This is a genomic window from Methanothrix sp., from assembly GCF_024518575.1.
Lineage (GTDB): Archaea > Halobacteriota > Methanosarcinia > Methanotrichales > Methanotrichaceae > Methanothrix_B.
This window is the reverse complement of sequence record NZ_JANIHG010000034.1, coordinates 1-16,124: the sequence shown is the minus strand read 5'-3', so window position 1 is coordinate 16,124 and position 16,124 is coordinate 1. Positions and strand designations below refer to the sequence as shown.

The 16,124-nt window shown below is 52.6% G+C and carries 14 protein-coding genes; 10 read left to right on the top strand and 4 right to left on the bottom strand.

Annotated features, from left to right (window positions below):
• Positions 1-642, top strand: a 642-nt coding sequence (gene pyrF / locus NQU42_RS06840; protein ID WP_296610131.1) for an orotidine-5'-phosphate decarboxylase, incomplete at its 5' end; no start/stop codon positions are given.
• Positions 643-674: 32 nt separating this feature from the next.
• On the opposite strand, the gene NQU42_RS06835 is transcribed toward pyrF, so the two are convergent.
• Both NQU42_RS06835 and NQU42_RS06830 read right to left on the bottom strand, forming a co-directional pair.
• Positions 675-2,786 carry an ATP-binding protein gene (locus NQU42_RS06835; RefSeq protein ID WP_296610130.1) on the bottom strand — a complete coding sequence of 704 codons (2,112 nt, stop codon included), beginning with the start codon at positions 2,784-2,786 and terminating at the stop codon, positions 675-677.
• Between the two features lie 314 nt (positions 2,787-3,100).
• Positions 3,101-3,652: a hypothetical protein gene (locus NQU42_RS06830; RefSeq protein ID WP_296610129.1), complete on the bottom strand. Its 552-nt coding sequence runs from the start codon at positions 3,650-3,652 to the stop codon at positions 3,101-3,103.
• A 183-nt stretch (positions 3,653-3,835) separates the two neighbouring features.
• Between NQU42_RS06830 and NQU42_RS06825 the strand changes: the two genes are divergently transcribed.
• Positions 3,836-4,141, top strand: coding sequence for a protein translocase SEC61 complex subunit gamma (locus NQU42_RS06825; protein ID WP_296610128.1), 306 nt, complete (start codon positions 3,836-3,838; stop codon positions 4,139-4,141).
• Positions 4,142-4,258: 117 nt separating this feature from the next.
• Here the strand turns inward: NQU42_RS06825 and NQU42_RS06820 are convergent, their stop codons facing one another.
• Both NQU42_RS06820 and NQU42_RS06815 read right to left on the bottom strand, forming a co-directional pair.
• Positions 4,259-5,557, bottom strand: coding sequence for a phenylacetate--CoA ligase (locus NQU42_RS06820; RefSeq protein ID WP_366070243.1), 1,299 nt, complete (start codon positions 5,555-5,557; stop codon positions 4,259-4,261).
• A 352-nt stretch (positions 5,558-5,909) separates the two neighbouring features.
• On the bottom strand, positions 5,910-7,244 hold the full coding sequence (locus NQU42_RS06815) for a glutamine synthetase family protein (RefSeq protein WP_296610126.1): 1,335 nt from the start codon (positions 7,242-7,244) through the stop codon (positions 5,910-5,912).
• Between the two features lie 175 nt (positions 7,245-7,419).
• On the opposite strand from NQU42_RS06815, the gene cas1 reads away from it, so the two are divergent.
• The 8 genes from cas1 to NQU42_RS06775 are packed head-to-tail and all read left to right on the top strand — an operon-like array spanning position 7,420 to position 16,121.
• Positions 7,420-8,484 (top strand): CRISPR-associated endonuclease Cas1, encoded by a 1,065-nt coding sequence (cas1, locus tag NQU42_RS06810; RefSeq protein ID WP_296610125.1) that lies wholly within the window; start codon positions 7,420-7,422, stop codon positions 8,482-8,484.
• Positions 8,462-8,749, top strand: coding sequence for a CRISPR-associated endonuclease Cas2 (gene cas2, locus NQU42_RS06805; RefSeq protein ID WP_366070245.1), 288 nt, complete (start codon positions 8,462-8,464; stop codon positions 8,747-8,749). Before cas1 ends, cas2 begins: the two co-directional genes overlap by 23 nt.
• 36 nt (positions 8,750-8,785) lie before the next feature.
• Positions 8,786-9,361 (top strand): CRISPR-associated protein Cas4, encoded by a 576-nt coding sequence (cas4, locus tag NQU42_RS06800; protein ID WP_296610122.1) that lies wholly within the window; start codon positions 8,786-8,788, stop codon positions 9,359-9,361.
• 15 nt (positions 9,362-9,376) lie between these two features.
• A complete protein-coding gene (locus NQU42_RS06795; RefSeq protein ID WP_296610120.1) occupies positions 9,377-11,215 on the top strand; it encodes a TIGR02556 family CRISPR-associated protein in 1,839 nt (612 codons plus the stop codon).
• Positions 11,212-12,177, top strand: a complete 966-nt coding sequence (cas7b, locus tag NQU42_RS06790) for a type I-B CRISPR-associated protein Cas7/Csh2 (protein ID WP_296610119.1) — start codon at positions 11,212-11,214, stop codon at positions 12,175-12,177. The genes NQU42_RS06795 and cas7b overlap by 4 nt, the downstream gene beginning before the upstream one ends.
• Positions 12,178-12,187: 10 nt before the next feature.
• Positions 12,188-12,889, top strand: a complete 702-nt coding sequence (gene cas5b / locus NQU42_RS06785; RefSeq protein ID WP_296610117.1) for a type I-B CRISPR-associated protein Cas5b — start codon at positions 12,188-12,190, stop codon at positions 12,887-12,889.
• Positions 12,846-15,281 (top strand): CRISPR-associated helicase Cas3', encoded by a 2,436-nt coding sequence (cas3, locus tag NQU42_RS06780; protein ID WP_366070240.1) that lies wholly within the window; start codon positions 12,846-12,848, stop codon positions 15,279-15,281. The genes cas5b and cas3 overlap by 44 nt, the downstream gene beginning before the upstream one ends.
• A 6-nt stretch (positions 15,282-15,287) precedes the next feature.
• Positions 15,288-16,121: a CRISPR-associated endonuclease Cas6 gene (locus tag NQU42_RS06775; protein WP_296610114.1), complete on the top strand. Its 834-nt coding sequence runs from the start codon at positions 15,288-15,290 to the stop codon at positions 16,119-16,121.
• The last annotated feature ends 3 nt before the right edge of the window (positions 16,122-16,124 follow it).

Below are 16,124 nucleotides of genomic sequence, written 5' to 3'. Positions count from 1 at the left end.
ATGAAGAAGAACAGCAGACTCATTCTCGCGCTGGATGTGGGATCAGGGGATGAGGCGTACAGCATAGCCTCAGAGACAGAGGGGATCTTCGATGCGATCAAGGTTGGGTATCCACTGATACTCTCGGCAGGACTCTCTGTCATAAAGGATCTGTCCAGCATCGCGCCCGTCATAGCGGACCTCAAGATCGCGGATATCCCAAACACAAACCGCCTGATATGCGATCGCCTCTTCAGCGCGGGCGCTCAGGGGGTAATAGCGCACGCGTTCACCGGCCGGGACAGCCTGGAGGCCTGCGTGGATGTGGCCAGGAGGTATAACGGCGAGCTGTACGCGGTTGCTGAGATGAGCCATCCGGGCGCGCTTGAGTTCATGTCTCCGATCGCTGAGCGGCTGGCCATTCTCGCTCTGGACGTTGGTGCCTCGGGAATAGTGGCGCCTGCCACCAGGCCTGAGCGGATAAGAACGCTCAAAAGAATTGCAGGCGACCTCACGATAATCTCCCCAGGGGTTGGGGCGCAGGGCGGCTCGCTAAGAGATGCAATCGAGGCAGGCGCGGATTACGCGATTGTGGGGAGGTCTGTGTACGAGAGCAGCAGCCCCAGGAAAGCAGCAGAGGCGCTGCTCGATCTCATAAGATAGCGTCGATTTCAATCAAAACGCCATATGAGCACTCATGATTTCGCATCGCGCCTGACCGGAAGGGTGAAGCAGACGGTGCAGCCCTTCCCGACCTCAGACTCTATCCAGATCTTCCCGCCGTGAACCTCAACGATCTTCTTTGCTATCGCGAGGCCTGCTCCAGTGCCTGGAGTGCTGCGGTCTATCTTGTAAAAGAGCTCGAATACCTTATCGTGGTACATCGGGTCTATGCCAGTGCCGTTGTCTTTCACGAAGAAGACCGCGCCCTCTGGACCATCACGCCACCCTATCTCTATCCTCGGATGATCCACACCCTTTGTGTACTTGATGCTGTTGTCTATGAGATTCGCGAGCATCTCCCCGATACGCATCCTGTCGACGTGCACAACGGGCATCTCATCAGCGACGATGACCTCGACACCGTTGAGCTTCGCGTTCATCTCTGAGAGCACTTCCTTCACGATATCAGAGAACAGCACATCCTCTGGCGGATTGATCACCCTCCCGACCCTGCTCAGCTCCAGGGTGTTTGTGAGGAGCCTGTCCATTTTGAGCACGGAGTTCTCTATGAACTGAATATCGCTCTCGACCTTATCGCTCTGGCCCGCCCTCAGATCCTCCCTGAGGTACCCGAGAAATCCGAGTATCGTTATCAGAGGCGATCTGAGATCGTGTGAGACCGTGTAGACAAAACTCTCCATCTCCGCGTTCTTCCTCTCTATCTCTCTTGTTCTCTCCTCAACAATCCTCTCGAGATCTGTTGTGTACCTTCTGAGCTCCTCCTCCAGCCTCTTTCTCTCGGTGATGTCCATAAAGGAGACCACAGCGCCCATGATCTCTCCGGTGCTCTTCCTCAGGGGCGCGGAGTTGACTAGGAGATCGATTGATTTGCCATCAACAACCACGCGCTCCTCTCTGCACTCTGAGATCTCTCCTGTGAGAGCCCCTGAGATGCAGAGATCCCACTCATTCCCACCCTCCTGATTGAGCAATCTCAGCTCCACAGTCTCGCCAGGGCCCTTCCCCAGTATCCGCCTTGCTGTATCGTTGCTGAACAGTATTTTTCCATCAGCATCGACAACAAGGATGCCGCACTGCGCCTGGGTCAGTATGCTCTCCAGGAGGTTTTTGGCCTCTGCAAGGCTATTCTCCGCGGCGGCCCGCCGCTCAGCCTCCTCCCGCAGGTCCTTGAGCATATCGCTCATCGTCCTCACAGATTGCCTCTCGCGCAGCAGCATAAGGCAGATTATGCCGGATATGGATGCTGCCAGAGCTGCTGCATTCGATACCGAGTCCTGCCCCTTGATGAGCACGAGGATGATCGCGAGGCCGAGCCAGACGACAGGTACGTAGTAGGAGATCCTCCTGAGGCTGACTGGGCTCCATGAAGGAGGGCGAACCCAGAGCAGAGGGGCGATGCCAATCAGCATGTAAGCCACAAGCCAGCCGGTGTCGATCATGCTCCCCGAGACGTATGTCCCCTGAATCTCCTGATAGGCATAGCCCAGATCTGTGATTATCATGACACCCATTCCGAGGACCAGAAGGATAGCCGGCCAGCCCTCAGGCGTCGCATGCTCTCTAAAGAGCACGTCCATCAGCGCGATGATCAGCAGAAGGTCCATGAGCACATAGGCGATCGATACGAACGTGACCACAGGATCCTCTTCATACAGCTCAGGCAGGATGTAGATCCAGAGGATCAGAAGAGACGCCACAAGAGCTATACATTCATCCAGCAGCAGCCTGACCCTCTCGTTCGCCGAAAGCGGCACAGATGGGAGCAGGAAGATGCCAGCTGCAAAGAACGGGTAAAAAGCGAGATATCCGATATCAGCCACGGATGGGAAAGGTTCTGTTCTGAGAAATACCTCCATCAGAAGCCATGCCAGCTCTCCCGCGGTGTTGAGAACCATGGCAATAAGCATCGCCAGCCAGGCAGCCCTCGCCATGCTTGTGGAGCATTTGAATGCGTGGAGGAAGCAGAAAACCGTAATGGCGGAGGCCATCACGAATATAGAATCCTCCACGAGAAGAAACACGTCAGCATCTCGAAATGCCGCTATCACAATCAGGTGTGCTGCTATGAGAAGCGCAAACGCAGAGGCCGCAATCAGGATGCGCCTGTTGACGGATGCAGACATGCATCACACAGTGTGCATCAGAACAAATTAAATGTTTTGCAAATATCGACGGCTTTGTGCACAGATGTGAAAGCACGACGTCCCTCATTTTGCGCTTTAATGCTGTGTTGAATAACAAATAGCTCTGGGTTCGTATGCTATCGATTTTTGCCAGAGTTTTAATCTGCATGAATTCAGCCTCTGCTCTCGGATCCTCAGACATCATCCAACACGGCACGCTTTAACAAAAATACGGAAACCCGCCGCATCAGGAGATATCATAGCCGGTCTGCGCAGCATGCATCTTAAGCTGACCATCCTCATCTTCCCTGGCGTTAGACCCTCCTCTCAACATGTATGCTCTCAAGCAGGCTCACTGTCTCATCCGCCGGGAAGGTGGAGAAAAGCCTGCAGTTCGTTGTGACCAGATGCTTTCCCTGGACGAAGACGCCCTCAGGCGCGTAGCTCGCGCAGAATATTATTTTGTCTGATGGGAGGACCCCGCCGCCGAGAGCACCCACGGTACCATCGATAACAGTCTCCGTGATGTTTATGCGGCTGCATCCCTGCTCGGTGAGAAAATCGTTAACGAGCTTCCAGTCGTTGTCAAGCGGCACCTCCAGGATCTTGCCGTAGTCTGTGATGAATATCCATATCGAGCTGTCCTCGCCCTTCACACCAAGACCGTATGTGATGTAGCTTCTGCCCTTAAGGAGGCTCCTCACAGGTTCATCAACGACAACAGTGTACGGGATGCTGGTGTTAAGATCAAACGATACCCGGAAGGGGCCAAGCTCCCTGACCACAGGCTCTGATGATGCATTCTGCGAGAGGGCGACCGCTGAAAGCACGATGAGAAGCGCTATAACAGATCGGGATGCTCTCATGTTGAAGCTGTGGGATTGTATCAGTAATGAATCCTGCGGTAATGATGCCTTGATGGGAACCAGGGGGCAAGCGATGGGGATCTGAACATCAAAATCTCTCAGCTGCTCTCAATTCATCCAGCCAGAGGAGCTCTGCTCTGCCTCCGAAACCTTTTTTAGATCGTATTGCATTCGCCACAGGGAATGAAGGCAGCAGAGACGAAGATGGACCAGCTGAAAGGGAAGCTGGGTGTTGGCAGGTCTGAGAAGAGGGCTGAGAAGAAGGGCAGGGACACGAAGAGCGATCTCACAGAGATGCTCGATGATATCGGCATCGAGGCCCCATCCATGGACCTGGGCGAGTACATACGTGTTCTGAAGCTCGCAAGGAAGCCGACCAGGGAGGAGTTCATGATGATCGGGAAGGTATCGATCACAGGGATTTTCCTGATCGGCATGATAGGCTTTATCATATACGCGCTTCTCACAGAGATACCGAAGTCGATATGATTCGGATCTCTGCTTCGCCGGTAAGGGCTGAACCACAAACGTGTGTTCTGGACGCTGGCCGCGGAGAGAGGCGTGGCCGGTCAGATTCCAGTTTTGAAATATATGATCTGAGGTATTTCAGATCTTTCTCAGATCCACAATCTTCTTCGATTTGCCTGCAGTTCTTGGGATCGTGCCCTTCTCGACGAGCTCAACCTTGCTCCGGATGTTGAGCACTGCCTTGAGCCTCTCCTCGACCTTCTTCTGGAGACGAGCTAGATCTGCCAGCTCCCCTGTGAATGCCTCGTCCTTCATCTCGACCTGGATCGTGAGCTCATCCAGACCGTGATGCTTTCTGTCGACTATGACCTGGAAGTAATCCCCGATCTCGGGTATCGAGAGAAGCACATCCTCTATCTGGCTCGGGAAGACGTTTATGCCCCTCACCACGAGCATATCGTCAGCTCTCCCCAGGAACCTGTGAAGCTTCCGGCTCGTGCGCCCGCAGCTGCAGCCGTCCTCCAGAAGATACGTCACATCCCCGGTCCTGTACCTTATCAGTGGCATGGCCTCTTTGGTCAGGGATGTGAGCACAAGCTCGCCGCGTTCGCCCGGAGCGCAGGGGTTTCCATCCCTATCAAGAATCTCCACGAGGAAGTGATCCTCCCATATGTGAAGCCCGTTCTGCTCCTGACACTCGAAGGCTACGCCCGGCCCGAACATCTCTGAGAGGCCGTATGAGTCGTAGGCCTTGATGCCGAACGCCTCCTCGAGCTCCTGGCGCGCCTCATCAGACCATGGCTCAGCTCCGAAGCAGCCTATCCTGAGCTTCAGCTTGTCCATGATCCCCTTCGCCTTCGCAGTCTCCGCCAGGTATAACGCATACGATGGTGTGCAGTGTATCACTGTCACCCCGAAATCCGCCATGATCTCGAGCTGCCTCTCGGTGTTGCCTGTTCCGGAGGGAACCGCCATCGCGCCCATGCGCTCTATGCCGTAGTGTACGCCGAGCCCGCCTGTGAAGAACCCGTAGTTGACTGCGTTCTGGAATATGTCATCTCTGGTCACGCCGACCATGACGAAGTCCCTGGCCATCAGGTCAGACCATGTCTCTATATCGTTCTTTGTGTATCCGACAACTGTGGGCTTTCCAGTGGTTCCGGAGGAGGCGTGCACTCTCACGATCTCCTCTCTTGGAACAGCGAAGAGACCGAAGGGATAGTTATCCCTCAGGTCCGTCTTGCGGGTCATTGGAAGCTTCTCGACATCCCTCAAGCTGTTTATATCATGGGGAGTGATGCCCATCTCGTTCATTTTTCTGTGATAGAATGGAACGTTCCTGTAAACCTGCTCCACGGTCTTCCTGAGCCTGCGCAGCTGGAGTTCCTCCAGCTCAGACCTCTCCATGAGCTCCAATTTAGGTTGCCAGAATGCCATGTTACTACCCTGATGATTTGATACAGCGTGAGCTGCCACGCCGTAGCGTGGTAGATTCACTCACAGTATATCAATCATTCCCCATCGATGCTGTGTTGAATAATGTTGAGAATCCGATAGCAGAGGCTGGATTCATACGAATTGCAATTCTAGTAAAAATCGATAGCTCTCGACCTTAGAGCTCTTAATTATTCAACGCAGCACCCATCGAGGGTATCATCGACTGCAAAGGTGAGACGCCCGTCAGTATCCAAGGTGGCTGGTCGTCTTGAGCCGAGCTCCTTCAATCTGAAGGGGCGTGGTTTGAAGAGGCGGATCTCTGGCATTGCAGGAAGAAGCGCACAAAAATGTGTTAAAGGAGAGGCAGGTACCTCTCCCGCTCCCACTGGCTGACATCTGTCCGGTACTCGTCCCACTCCGCCTTCTTGATCGCTATGAAGTTCTCGAAGACGTGATCTCCCAGAGCCTCACGTACGATATAGCTCCGCTCAGCGAGCTGTATTGCCTCGTTGAGGCTTCCCGGAAGGGAGTTTATGCCCACTGCTCTCCTCTCCTCATCACTCATATGATATATATCGCGCTCCTGCGGCGGTGGCAGCTCATACTTGTTTGCGATGCCCGCAAGGCCGGCGACGAGCATCACCGAGAACGCAAGGTATGGATTTGCTGCGGGATCAGGGCTCCTGTACTCAAGCCTTGTGGCCGCCTCCTTGCCAGGCTTGTACATCGGCACTCTGACGAGAGCAGACCTGTTCCTCCTCGCCCAGCTGATGTAGACAGGGGCCTCGTATCCGGGGACGAGCCTCTTGTAGGAGTTGACCCACTGGTTCGTCACCGCTGTTATCTCAGGCGCATGCCTGAGCAGTCCTGCGATGTACCACTTCGCCTCGTCTGAGAGATGATACTCATCAGCAGCATCGAACATTATGTTCCTCTTCCCCTGGAAGAGCGACTGGTGGACATGCATCCCGCTTCCGTTCACTCCGAATATCGGCTTTGGCATGAAGCTCGCATAGCATCCATACTTCCTGGCGATCTCCTTGACTGTTATCTTGTATGTTATAACATTGTCAGCCATTGTCAATGCATCAGCATACCTCAAATCGATCTCGTGCTGTGACGGCGCTACTTCATGATGGCTGTACTCGACGTCTATGCCCATCGCATCAAGCGCCAGGATTGTATCTCTCCTGAGATCGGATGCCACATCAAGAGTCGTCAGATCGAAGTAGCCTCCTGTATCGAGTATCTCAGTCGAATTCTCGTTCTTGAAGTAAAAGAACTCCAGCTCAGGTCCGACCATGAACTGGTAGCCCTTTTCCCTGAGACGGGAGAGGTTCCTCTTGAGGACGTATCTCGGATCGCCCTCGTACGGGGTGCCATCAGGATTCAGAATGTCGCAGAACATCCTCGCCACAGCATTCTCCTGCTGGCGCCACGGGACGATTCTGAAGGTCGATGGATCCGGCTTGGCGATCAGATCCGACTCATATATCCTGGCGAAACCTCTCACCGATGATCCGTCAAAGCCCATCCCCTCTGAGAATGCGCCGTCCAGCTGGTTGGTGTTGATGGCAAAACTCTTCGGGATGCCCAGGATATCGGTAAACCATATCCTGACAAATCTCACGTTATACTTGTCTATCGCCTCAAATACATCGTCTTTTGTCACAGGGGCGTTCATCATCGAAGCCTCCGAAGGAGAGTCCCAGAGAAAAAGATTTATAGATATTTGAGATGTTTTCTTAAATGTTATGAAGATTTATGATATGAAAAATGCGCAGAGCAGGCCTAACATTTGAGATACATGTAATAAAGTCATAAAACAGTTCATAACTTAATTTTATGAAGGATCGATCTGGATGCAGCTTGTTGTGAACTCATACGGATCGTACATACGGAAGAGCGGGGAGTGCTTTGTCGTAAAGATAGAGGACAGAAGCCTGGAGGTAGCAGCCAAAAAGATCAGCAGCATTCTGATTGCAACAGCTGCATACATAACAACGGATGCGATCAAGCTTGCGATAGATAATAATATAGATATTGTTTTTCTCGATTCCAGGGGCGATCCTTATGCCAGGATCTGGCACCCGAAACTGGGAAGCACAACCCTGATCAGGAGAAGGCAGCTTGAGATATACGGCAGGCCGGAGGCGCTGGCGTTTGTCAGGGAATGGTGTGCACGCAAACTTGAGAACCAGATAGGATTTCTGAAAAAGCTCAAAAAGTCGCGGGAGGAGAGAAGGGGGGAGCTGGAAGGTTACATAGATGAGATATCGATATCTCTCGAGGAGATGCTCAGGCTTCGCGGCACTGTCGAGGCGAGAAGACAGGAGATTCTCGGGCTGGAGGGGCGGGCATCCAGGGCATACTTCCAGGCTATCTCTCTGATAATGCCTGAGGGGTACAGGTTCGCTGGAAGGAGCAGGGATCCAGCCAGGGATGAGTTCAATGCGATGCTGAACTACGGGTATGGCATGCTCTACTCGATTGTGGAGAAGTCGTGCATAATCGCAGGGCTTGACCCGTATGCCGGGTTCCTACATACAGACTCGTACAACAAGAGGTCCCTGGTCTTCGATATAATAGAGATGTTCAGGATATACATCGAAGAGCCTGTTGTGCACATGTTCACAAGGCGGATGGTTAGGGATGAGTTCTTCGAGCCGGTCGAGCAGGGGGTTGTTCTAAGCAGGGAGGGGAGGGCAGCTCTAATCGATGTGATAAACAGAGCGCTCGATGAGACTGTTGAGTACCGAGGTCGCAAGGTCAAGGTGAGAAACACCATCCAGATGGAGTGTCACAGGATAGCGAACAAGCTCATACGGGGTGATATGGAAGAGGTCACAGATGACCTAAATGTCATCGAGTCAGAGTCCGATACTTGCTCGGCGGAGGGGGATGATGCTTGTCTGGGTGATATATGACATATCGGATAACAGGAGAAGAAGCAGGGTCGCAAAGATGTGCAAGAACTACGGTTTGTACCGCGTTCAGAAGAGTGCCTTTCTAGGAGATCTGAACAGGAACGAGTCTGATTCTCTAGCCCTCGAGTGCGAGTCTGTCATAGAGGACTCTGACTCAGTGTATGTCTTCCCGATGTGTGAGGACTGCTTCGATAAGATAAAGCTGATCGGGACGGGGTTTGATCGCGATCTTGTGAGCGGAATGACAGTGACCAAGTTCTTCTAGGAGGCTGCTGATATCGAGGAATCGCCCGATCGGGATGTGCTCATAACAGTCTCAGATGTTATCGAGTACCTCTTCTGCCCCAGGTTCATATTCTTCATGCACTGTCTCAACATCCCACAGAGGGAGGAGAGGTACTACAAGGTTCTGAGGGGCAGGGAGCTTCACGAGAGCCGCGAGAAGGTCAACACCAGCTATGTGAGAAAGAGGCTCAGGTGTGTTAGAAAGGAGGTCTCTGTGTATCTGACCTCCCGCAGGTACCGGATAAAAGGGGAGGTGGATGAGGTGCTGTTTCTTGATGACGGCACAGCTGCTCCCATGGATTACAAGTATGCAGAGTACAGCGATGTGGTTCACAGAACGCACAAGTACCAGCTCGCTCTTTACGGGCTGCTAATAATGGAGCATTTTGGCGTCCCTGTGAATCGGGGATTCATATGCTACACCCGCAGCAATCACCACGTTGAGGAGGTAAACTTCCACCAAAAAGATTATGATGCTGCTATCGATACCGTAAACGAGATACTTATAACAGTTCAGTACGGATACTATCCAGAAGGGACGAAACATAAGGCCAGGTGTGTTGATTGCACTTACAGAAACATATGTGACTGAAGCATGGTGATCCATGTGATAGAGGCCGTGTCAAGAATTGGTGAGCATGCTCAGAGCGGGTCCGGGGATACGTTGGATGCTCTCGTGGAGAACCCAAACATCAATGGCGGATACAAACATGCTCTTGTTGTTACACTCGAGGAGAGGGACGGAGATTTCTCTTACAGGGGCGTGGAGCTGCAGGAGCTCAAGGATTACAGAAGGTACCTCTACAAGGGAAAGAAGGGGAATGCCACCGATGCCACCCCGACATGCAAGATTGCGAAGGATATAAAGACGACATTCGAGAAGAAGTTTCTGAGATGGTTTGATGGCATTGATTCTTCAGATCTGAGCGGGGAAGAGAGGGCCGTTCTGGAAAATATAAAGGGCGTGATATTCTCAAACAAAGATAAAATCTTGGAGGAGCTAAAGGAGAAACGATCGCATCTCAAGCAGAGGGAGAACTGCATAATAACCCTAGGATTTTTGAAGGACGGTGAGATGAGATACCTTGCGGACTACCAGGTATTCAGAGACATTCTCCTCAGAAAGAGTTGTGATCGCTTCTTCGTGAAGTACGGTGGCGAGTCCAGGGGAACGAACGCGCTCTGCTCTGTCTGCAATGAGCTGAAGGATGAGGTTTACGCATATGCAATACCCTGGGCATTCCACACCTTCGACAAGCCAGGATTCGTAGCGGGAGGGTTCAGGCAACCGGATGCCTGGAAGAACACGCCAGTCTGCTTCGAGTGCGCGATAAATCTCGAGGCTGGAAAGAAGTATGTCGAGGAGAACCTGGACTTCAGCTTCTATGGCTTCAGGTACATTCTCATACCCAAGCTCATCATCGGCAACGACTACCAGGAGATCCTGAGCATTCTCAGCGGGATGAAGAGAGATCTGAAGATGAGACGCGAGACCAGGAACCGCATAACAGATGACGAGGACGAGATCCTGGATATGGTAAAGGATCAGGAGGACTTTTTCAGCAACAGCTTGCTGTTTTATAAAAAGGACAATTCCGCATACAGGATACTTCTTCACATCGATGGCATTCTCCCATCCAGGCTGAGAAGGCTCTTCGAGGCCAAGGAGAATGTCGAGCGGGCTTTCAGCATATACAATGAGATGCTCTTCAATGGGAATATGGGAGTGCGATTTGATTTCGGTGTCCTGAGACGATTCTTTCCCAGGGAATCGGGCAACGTGACCCATGACAAGATGTTCCTGGAGATCGTCAACAGGATATTCGTGGGAAGGTATGTGGATCGCCATCTTTTGATCTCCTTCATAATGAAGAGGGTCAGAGATGATTTTGTCCATGAGAAACCAACACGGATGAACACGCTCAACGGATTTCTGCTCCTTCATTATCTGAAGGATCTGAACCTTCTAAAGGATCTTGAGGTAAGCGATATGTCTGGATTTGTTCTCAAGAGAGAGGATCTTGAGCATCTCCCTCTGGAGGAGAGGGTCGAGAGGTTCTTCGAGGCGAACAGAGGTTTCTTCGACAGCGATGCGAAGAAGGCGGCGTTTCTGGAAGGGGTGCTCGCGCAGAAGCTTCTGAACATCCAGTTGAGGGAGAAGAGGGCAAGGCCGTTCTACAACAAGCTGCATGGTCTCAAGATGAACGAGTCTCTTATCAAGAGGCTCCTTCCGGAGATACAGAACAAGCTGGAGGAGTACGACAAGAACTATTACAGGGAGCTTGAGGAGCTGATCGCGAAGCATTTCGTTCTTTCAGGGCAGAGGTGGAAGGAAACGGACGATGAGCTGAGCTTCTACTTCGTGCTCGGCATGGACCTGCACAAGATCTTCAGTGCGGGGAAGGAGGAAGCGAGGGACATTGAGGATATGGAGGGAACGGCATGAGCACTGTTAAAAATCGCTCTGAGCTGCTCTTCATCTACGATATAAGAGATGGGAATCCAAATGGTGATCCAATAGACGAGAACAAGCCGCGTGTGGATGAGGAGACGGGAGTGAACCTGGTAACTGATGTGCGGCTCAAGAGGACCATAAGGGATTACCTCCACGACTTCAAAGGGCTCGAGATATTCGTGAGGGAGATAGTCTACGATGAGGAGAACGGGTACATCCAGGATGGAAAGAGGCGGGCCAAGGATTTTGGAGAGGATTCAGAGAGGATTCTGAGCGAGTGTATAGACATAAGGCTTTTTGGTGGTGTGATTCCGCTGGAGAGACGAAAACAGAAGCGTCAAAAAGAGGAGGGTGAGGGATCATCCAAAGGGGATTCGATAACCTACACGGGCCCGGTGCAGTTCAAGATGGGGCGCTCGCTCCACAGGGTAGCACTGAAGCACATAAAGGGCACAGGAGCATTCGCCTCGGGAGAGGGCACTAAACATGCGACGTTCCGCGAGGAGTATGTCCTGCCGTACTCGCTGATACTCTTCTACGGCATAATAAATGAGAATGCTGCAAAGCATACAGGCCTCACAGAGGAGGATGTGCGGCTACTTCTTGAGGGCATGTGGAACGGGACGAAGAGCTTGATATCGAGAACGAAGGCAGGTCAGGTGCCGAGGCTGTTGCTCAAGGTCAACTACAGCAAGGAGAACTACCACATCGGTGATCTGGACAGGATGATAAAGCTGGCATCGGAGATCCAGCACGAGGCGATCAGAGGTCCCGAGGATTTCCTCCTCGACATCTCCGAGCTCGTGAGCAGGCTCAGGTCTGAGAAGGACTCGATCAGGGATCTGGAGCTCTGCTTCGACAGACGGCTCAGGTTCATCAAGGACGGCTCCGAGTTCTCAATGGAGAAGCTGAAGGATGCAACTGGCATAGACGTAAAGCCGATTGCGTTCTAGAAGGTCTTCGATGCAGGATAGCGTCTTGGTCTTCGATGTGTGGGGGGACTACGCACACTTCAGGAAGATCTACACGACCAGCTCTCCCCTCACGTACTCATTTCCACCCAGGACAGCGATATCGGGAATCATAGGGGCCATAGCAGGGCTGGGCAAGGAGGAGTACTTCAGGTACTTTTTCAGGGAGCACGCAAGCATCGGATGCAGGATCCTGGAGCCTGTGAAGAAGGTGCGTATAGGCGAGAACCTGATAGACACCAAGAACAGCATGAATGAGATCAAAAACAGGACACAGATCAGGTTTGAGTTTCTGAAGGACCCGAGGTACAGGATATACCTCAGGCACTCTGACGAACGATTCTTCCGGGATCTAAAGGATATGCTGGAGGAGCACAGGTGTGTTTACACGCCATGCCTGGGTCTGAGCCAGCTGGTCTGCAACTTCAAGCTCGTCGGCGAGCTGGGAATGAGGAGATGCGGTGATGAATGCCAGGAGATAAACAGCGTTGTGCCTCTGAGATGCATTTTAGGGTCGCCGGAGTTCGAGGAGGGCAGGGAGTACTTCTCGGAGGTCATGCCGTGTGTGATGGGTGAGGGACGGGAGGTCAAGGATTACAGCGAGATACTCTACGAGAGGAACGGCAGGAGCATCAGGGCCAGAACAAGGGATGCGTGGGAGCTGGATAATGGGGAGCGGATCGTTTTCATTTAAACTCAGATCCCATCCCGATAAGCTTCTGGTGGATCATCTCAGAAATGTCGGGGAGATGTGCAGAAGGACCGTGGCTGAGAGCGCGCGGAACCTCGAAAACGCGGAGATCCTGGCGGAGGTCGCATACATCATCGGGGCGACCCACGATCTGGGAAAGGCGACTGAGTTCTTCCAGGAGTACCTGATGGAGACTGATGAACGGAGAAAAAGGGCTCTGAGGTCGAGGGATACCACAAAGCATGGCCTTCTCTCATCGCTCTTCACGTACGCGGCTGTCAGGGAGCATCTGAGGAAGAGAAGATGCGAGATGTCCGGCACACTTCCCGTGGTCTCATTCATCGCGGTGAAGCGCCATCACGGGGATCTGGCGAATGCGCTGGACGAGATATCAGAGATCTACGCTGAGAGGGAGAGGATACTGTCTGTTGTTGAGGAGCAGCTCTCCAGGCTTGAGAGAAATGAATGCCAGCAGATATTCAGAGCTCTTCTCGGCGATGTGGCTGGGGGAGATTTTGATTCTCTGGTGGGCCACATCCCCGGGGAGGCCCTGAAGGATTTGAGGCATGAGAAGCGGCTTCTCAGGGATATCGGCAAAAAAGACGACATGCTGATGTACTTTGTTGCCCAGCTCCTCTATTCCGCGCTGCTGGATGCCGACAAGACGGATGCAGGGCTGGAGGGCGTGGATCTGCGCAGGGTGGAGATCCCCTGCGATCTGGTGGACAGATACCGGGAGGCGCGTGGGTTCTCTGAGAGCAGCGATGGCATCAACGGAATGAGGAACGAGATATACCGTGATGCTGTCGATCGGATCTCAGGATGGGATATGAATGAGAGGATCATATCGCTGAACGTGCCCACAGGCACAGGCAAGACGCTGACATCCCTGGCGATGGCGCTGCGGCTCCGGAGCAGGCTGATGAACGAATACGGGATCATGCCCAGGATTGTGTATGCGCTGCCGTTTCTGAGCATAATCGACCAGACATGCGATGTCTTTGAGGATGTGCTGGAGTGTGCGGGCATCAGAGCCGACTCAAGTGTGCTTCTGAAGCACCACCACCTCTCCGATATCGCATACACGAGAGGGGATGAGGAGTACGAGCCTGACGTGAGCCTTCTGCTGATGGAGGGATGGAACTCGGAGATCGTGGTGACGACGTTCTGGCAGCTGTTTCACACGATATTCTCGAACAAAAACAGAAGGCTGCGAAAGTTCAGCAGGCTTGTAAACTCGATAGTAATACTTGACGAGGTCCAGGCGGTACCTCACAGATACTGGCTTCTGATACATGATGCTATGAGGATGCTCTGCGAGAGGTTCAACAGCTATCTGATACTCGTCACCGCGACCCAGCCGCTGATCTTCAACGAGGAAGACGGCGAGATCAGGGAGGCTGTGAGTGATAAGGAGCGGTACTTCAGGGCGCTCAACAGGGTTGAGCTGCACCCAATGATCGATGCTCCAATGAGCCTGGAGGATTTCGTGGGGCTCCTTGCAAGAGAGCTTCACGATAGCCCGGAGAAGGATCTCCTGGTCGTCCTCAACACGATACGCTCCGCCAGGAATGTTTACAGAGCCATAAAATCGCTCGACCTGGAGGAGACAGAGCTCTTCTACCTCTCAACACACGTTGTGCCCAGGGACCGGATGGATCGGATACGGAGGATCAGGGAGAGAAGGGATGGAGGCTGCAGGAAGGTCATCGTGAGCACGCAGCTCATAGAGGCTGGTGTTGATATCGATGCTGACATTGTTTTCAGGGATCTCGCACCCCTGGACTCGATAAACCAGGTCGCTGGGAGGTGCAACAGGAACCTCTCGAAGGAGAGAGGGCGGGTATCAATTGTCATGCTGAGGGATGAGCGGAGGGAGCTGTGCAGATACATCTACGACGGTTTTCTGATTTCAAAAACCCTTGACATGCTGAGGTCGTGCGGGAAATGCATAGAGGAGAGGGAGATCTTGGAGCTGAACAGGAGGTACTTCAAGGCCGTGAGGAGTGGCATGAGCGATGTGACCTCTAGGAAGTGCATGAGCATGATATCCGGGCTGGCGTTCGAGGATCTCGGGAAGAGGTTCAGGCTGATAGAGGAGGATGAGCCCAGGGTGGATGTCTTTGTGGAGGTGGATTTAAGGGCATCTGAGGTCTGGCAGATGTACAGAGCTCTCAGATCTGAGAGGGATATATGGGAGCGGAGAAGGAGGTATCTGAGCATAAGGAATGAGCTGAGCGATTACGTGATCTCTCTCCCGAAGAGGATCGCTGCAAATCTTGTCACAGATGATCAAGGCATTGGATACATATCGATGGACGAGCTCACCAACTACTACGATCCCGAGACCGGCTTCAGGGTGGATGATGCCGGTGAGGGGTCGATGATAATCTGAGGTGCCATGGAGCTGAGGATTCTGCGGCTGATGCTGCGTTCTGATTCGCGGGTTAGAGAGGATGCGGCGAAGCTGCGCGGCTTCTTCGCCACGAGCTTCAACGAGCACATGCTGCTGCATCATCATTTCACTGACAGGCTGGTCTACAGGTACCCGCTCATACAGTACAAGATAATAAGGGGGGTGCCGGTCATCATGGGGATAAACGAGGGTGTGGATGTTCTTAAGGATCTATACGATAAGTTCGGCGAGATACGGCTTGGTGATCGGAGTTATTCTGTTGTCGAGCGGCATATCTCTCTGAGAAGGGAGAGGTTTGGGTGTGCTGGAGAGCTCCATGCCTACAGATTTGTCACACCCTGGCTGGCCCTCAACGAGGAGAACTACAGGTGTTATTTGGATGCTGCTTCCTGGTATGAGCGGAGGGAGCTTTTGAGGAGGGTCCTGGTTGGGAATATACTATCTGCTGCGAAAGGTCTCGGATACACGGTGGATGAGCAGATCCGTCTCGATATTGGCAGGGTACGAGAGGAGATCTGCACTTTAAAGGGGGTAATGGTTACCGGCATACGATGTGAGTTTCTGACGAACTTTCACATTCCAGATCTCATGGGGCTGGGGAAATCTGTGTCAAGAGGGTTTGGCGCTGTTGTTATGTTTAAGAGCAAGTTCCAGAAAAACAGAGACGAAATGCCGGGGCGGAATGAATTTATAAAGGATTCGATAAATTCCACTCATGCCATGGAACCCCCAAAAATGAACCCCTCAGAAGAGAGATCTGCCAAAAAAGACGAAAAATCCCCGCTGTCGAAGAGCGAGTTCCAGGAAAACAAGGATTGAAAC

Coding starts and splice junctions, on each gene's coding strand:
- cas3 (WP_366070240.1), top strand. CDS start 12,846: ATGCGTGGGAGCTGGATAATGGGGAGCGGATCGTTTTCATTTAAACTC.
- cas1 (WP_296610125.1), top strand. CDS start 7,420: ATGCAGCTTGTTGTGAACTCATACGGATCGTACATACGGAAGAGCGGG.
- cas2 (WP_366070245.1), top strand. CDS start 8,462: ATGCTTGTCTGGGTGATATATGACATATCGGATAACAGGAGAAGAAGC.
- NQU42_RS06815 (WP_296610126.1), bottom strand. CDS start 7,244: ATGATGAACGCCCCTGTGACAAAAGACGATGTATTTGAGGCGATAGAC.
- NQU42_RS06835 (WP_296610130.1), bottom strand. CDS start 2,786: ATGTCTGCATCCGTCAACAGGCGCATCCTGATTGCGGCCTCTGCGTTT.
- cas7b (WP_296610119.1), top strand. CDS start 11,212: ATGAGCACTGTTAAAAATCGCTCTGAGCTGCTCTTCATCTACGATATA.
- NQU42_RS06830 (WP_296610129.1), bottom strand. CDS start 3,652: ATGAGAGCATCCCGATCTGTTATAGCGCTTCTCATCGTGCTTTCAGCG.
- NQU42_RS06775 (WP_296610114.1), top strand. CDS start 15,288: ATGGAGCTGAGGATTCTGCGGCTGATGCTGCGTTCTGATTCGCGGGTT.
- NQU42_RS06825 (WP_296610128.1), top strand. CDS start 3,836: ATGAAGGCAGCAGAGACGAAGATGGACCAGCTGAAAGGGAAGCTGGGT.
- NQU42_RS06820 (WP_366070243.1), bottom strand. CDS start 5,557: ATGGCATTCTGGCAACCTAAATTGGAGCTCATGGAGAGGTCTGAGCTG.
- cas5b (WP_296610117.1), top strand. CDS start 12,188: ATGCAGGATAGCGTCTTGGTCTTCGATGTGTGGGGGGACTACGCACAC.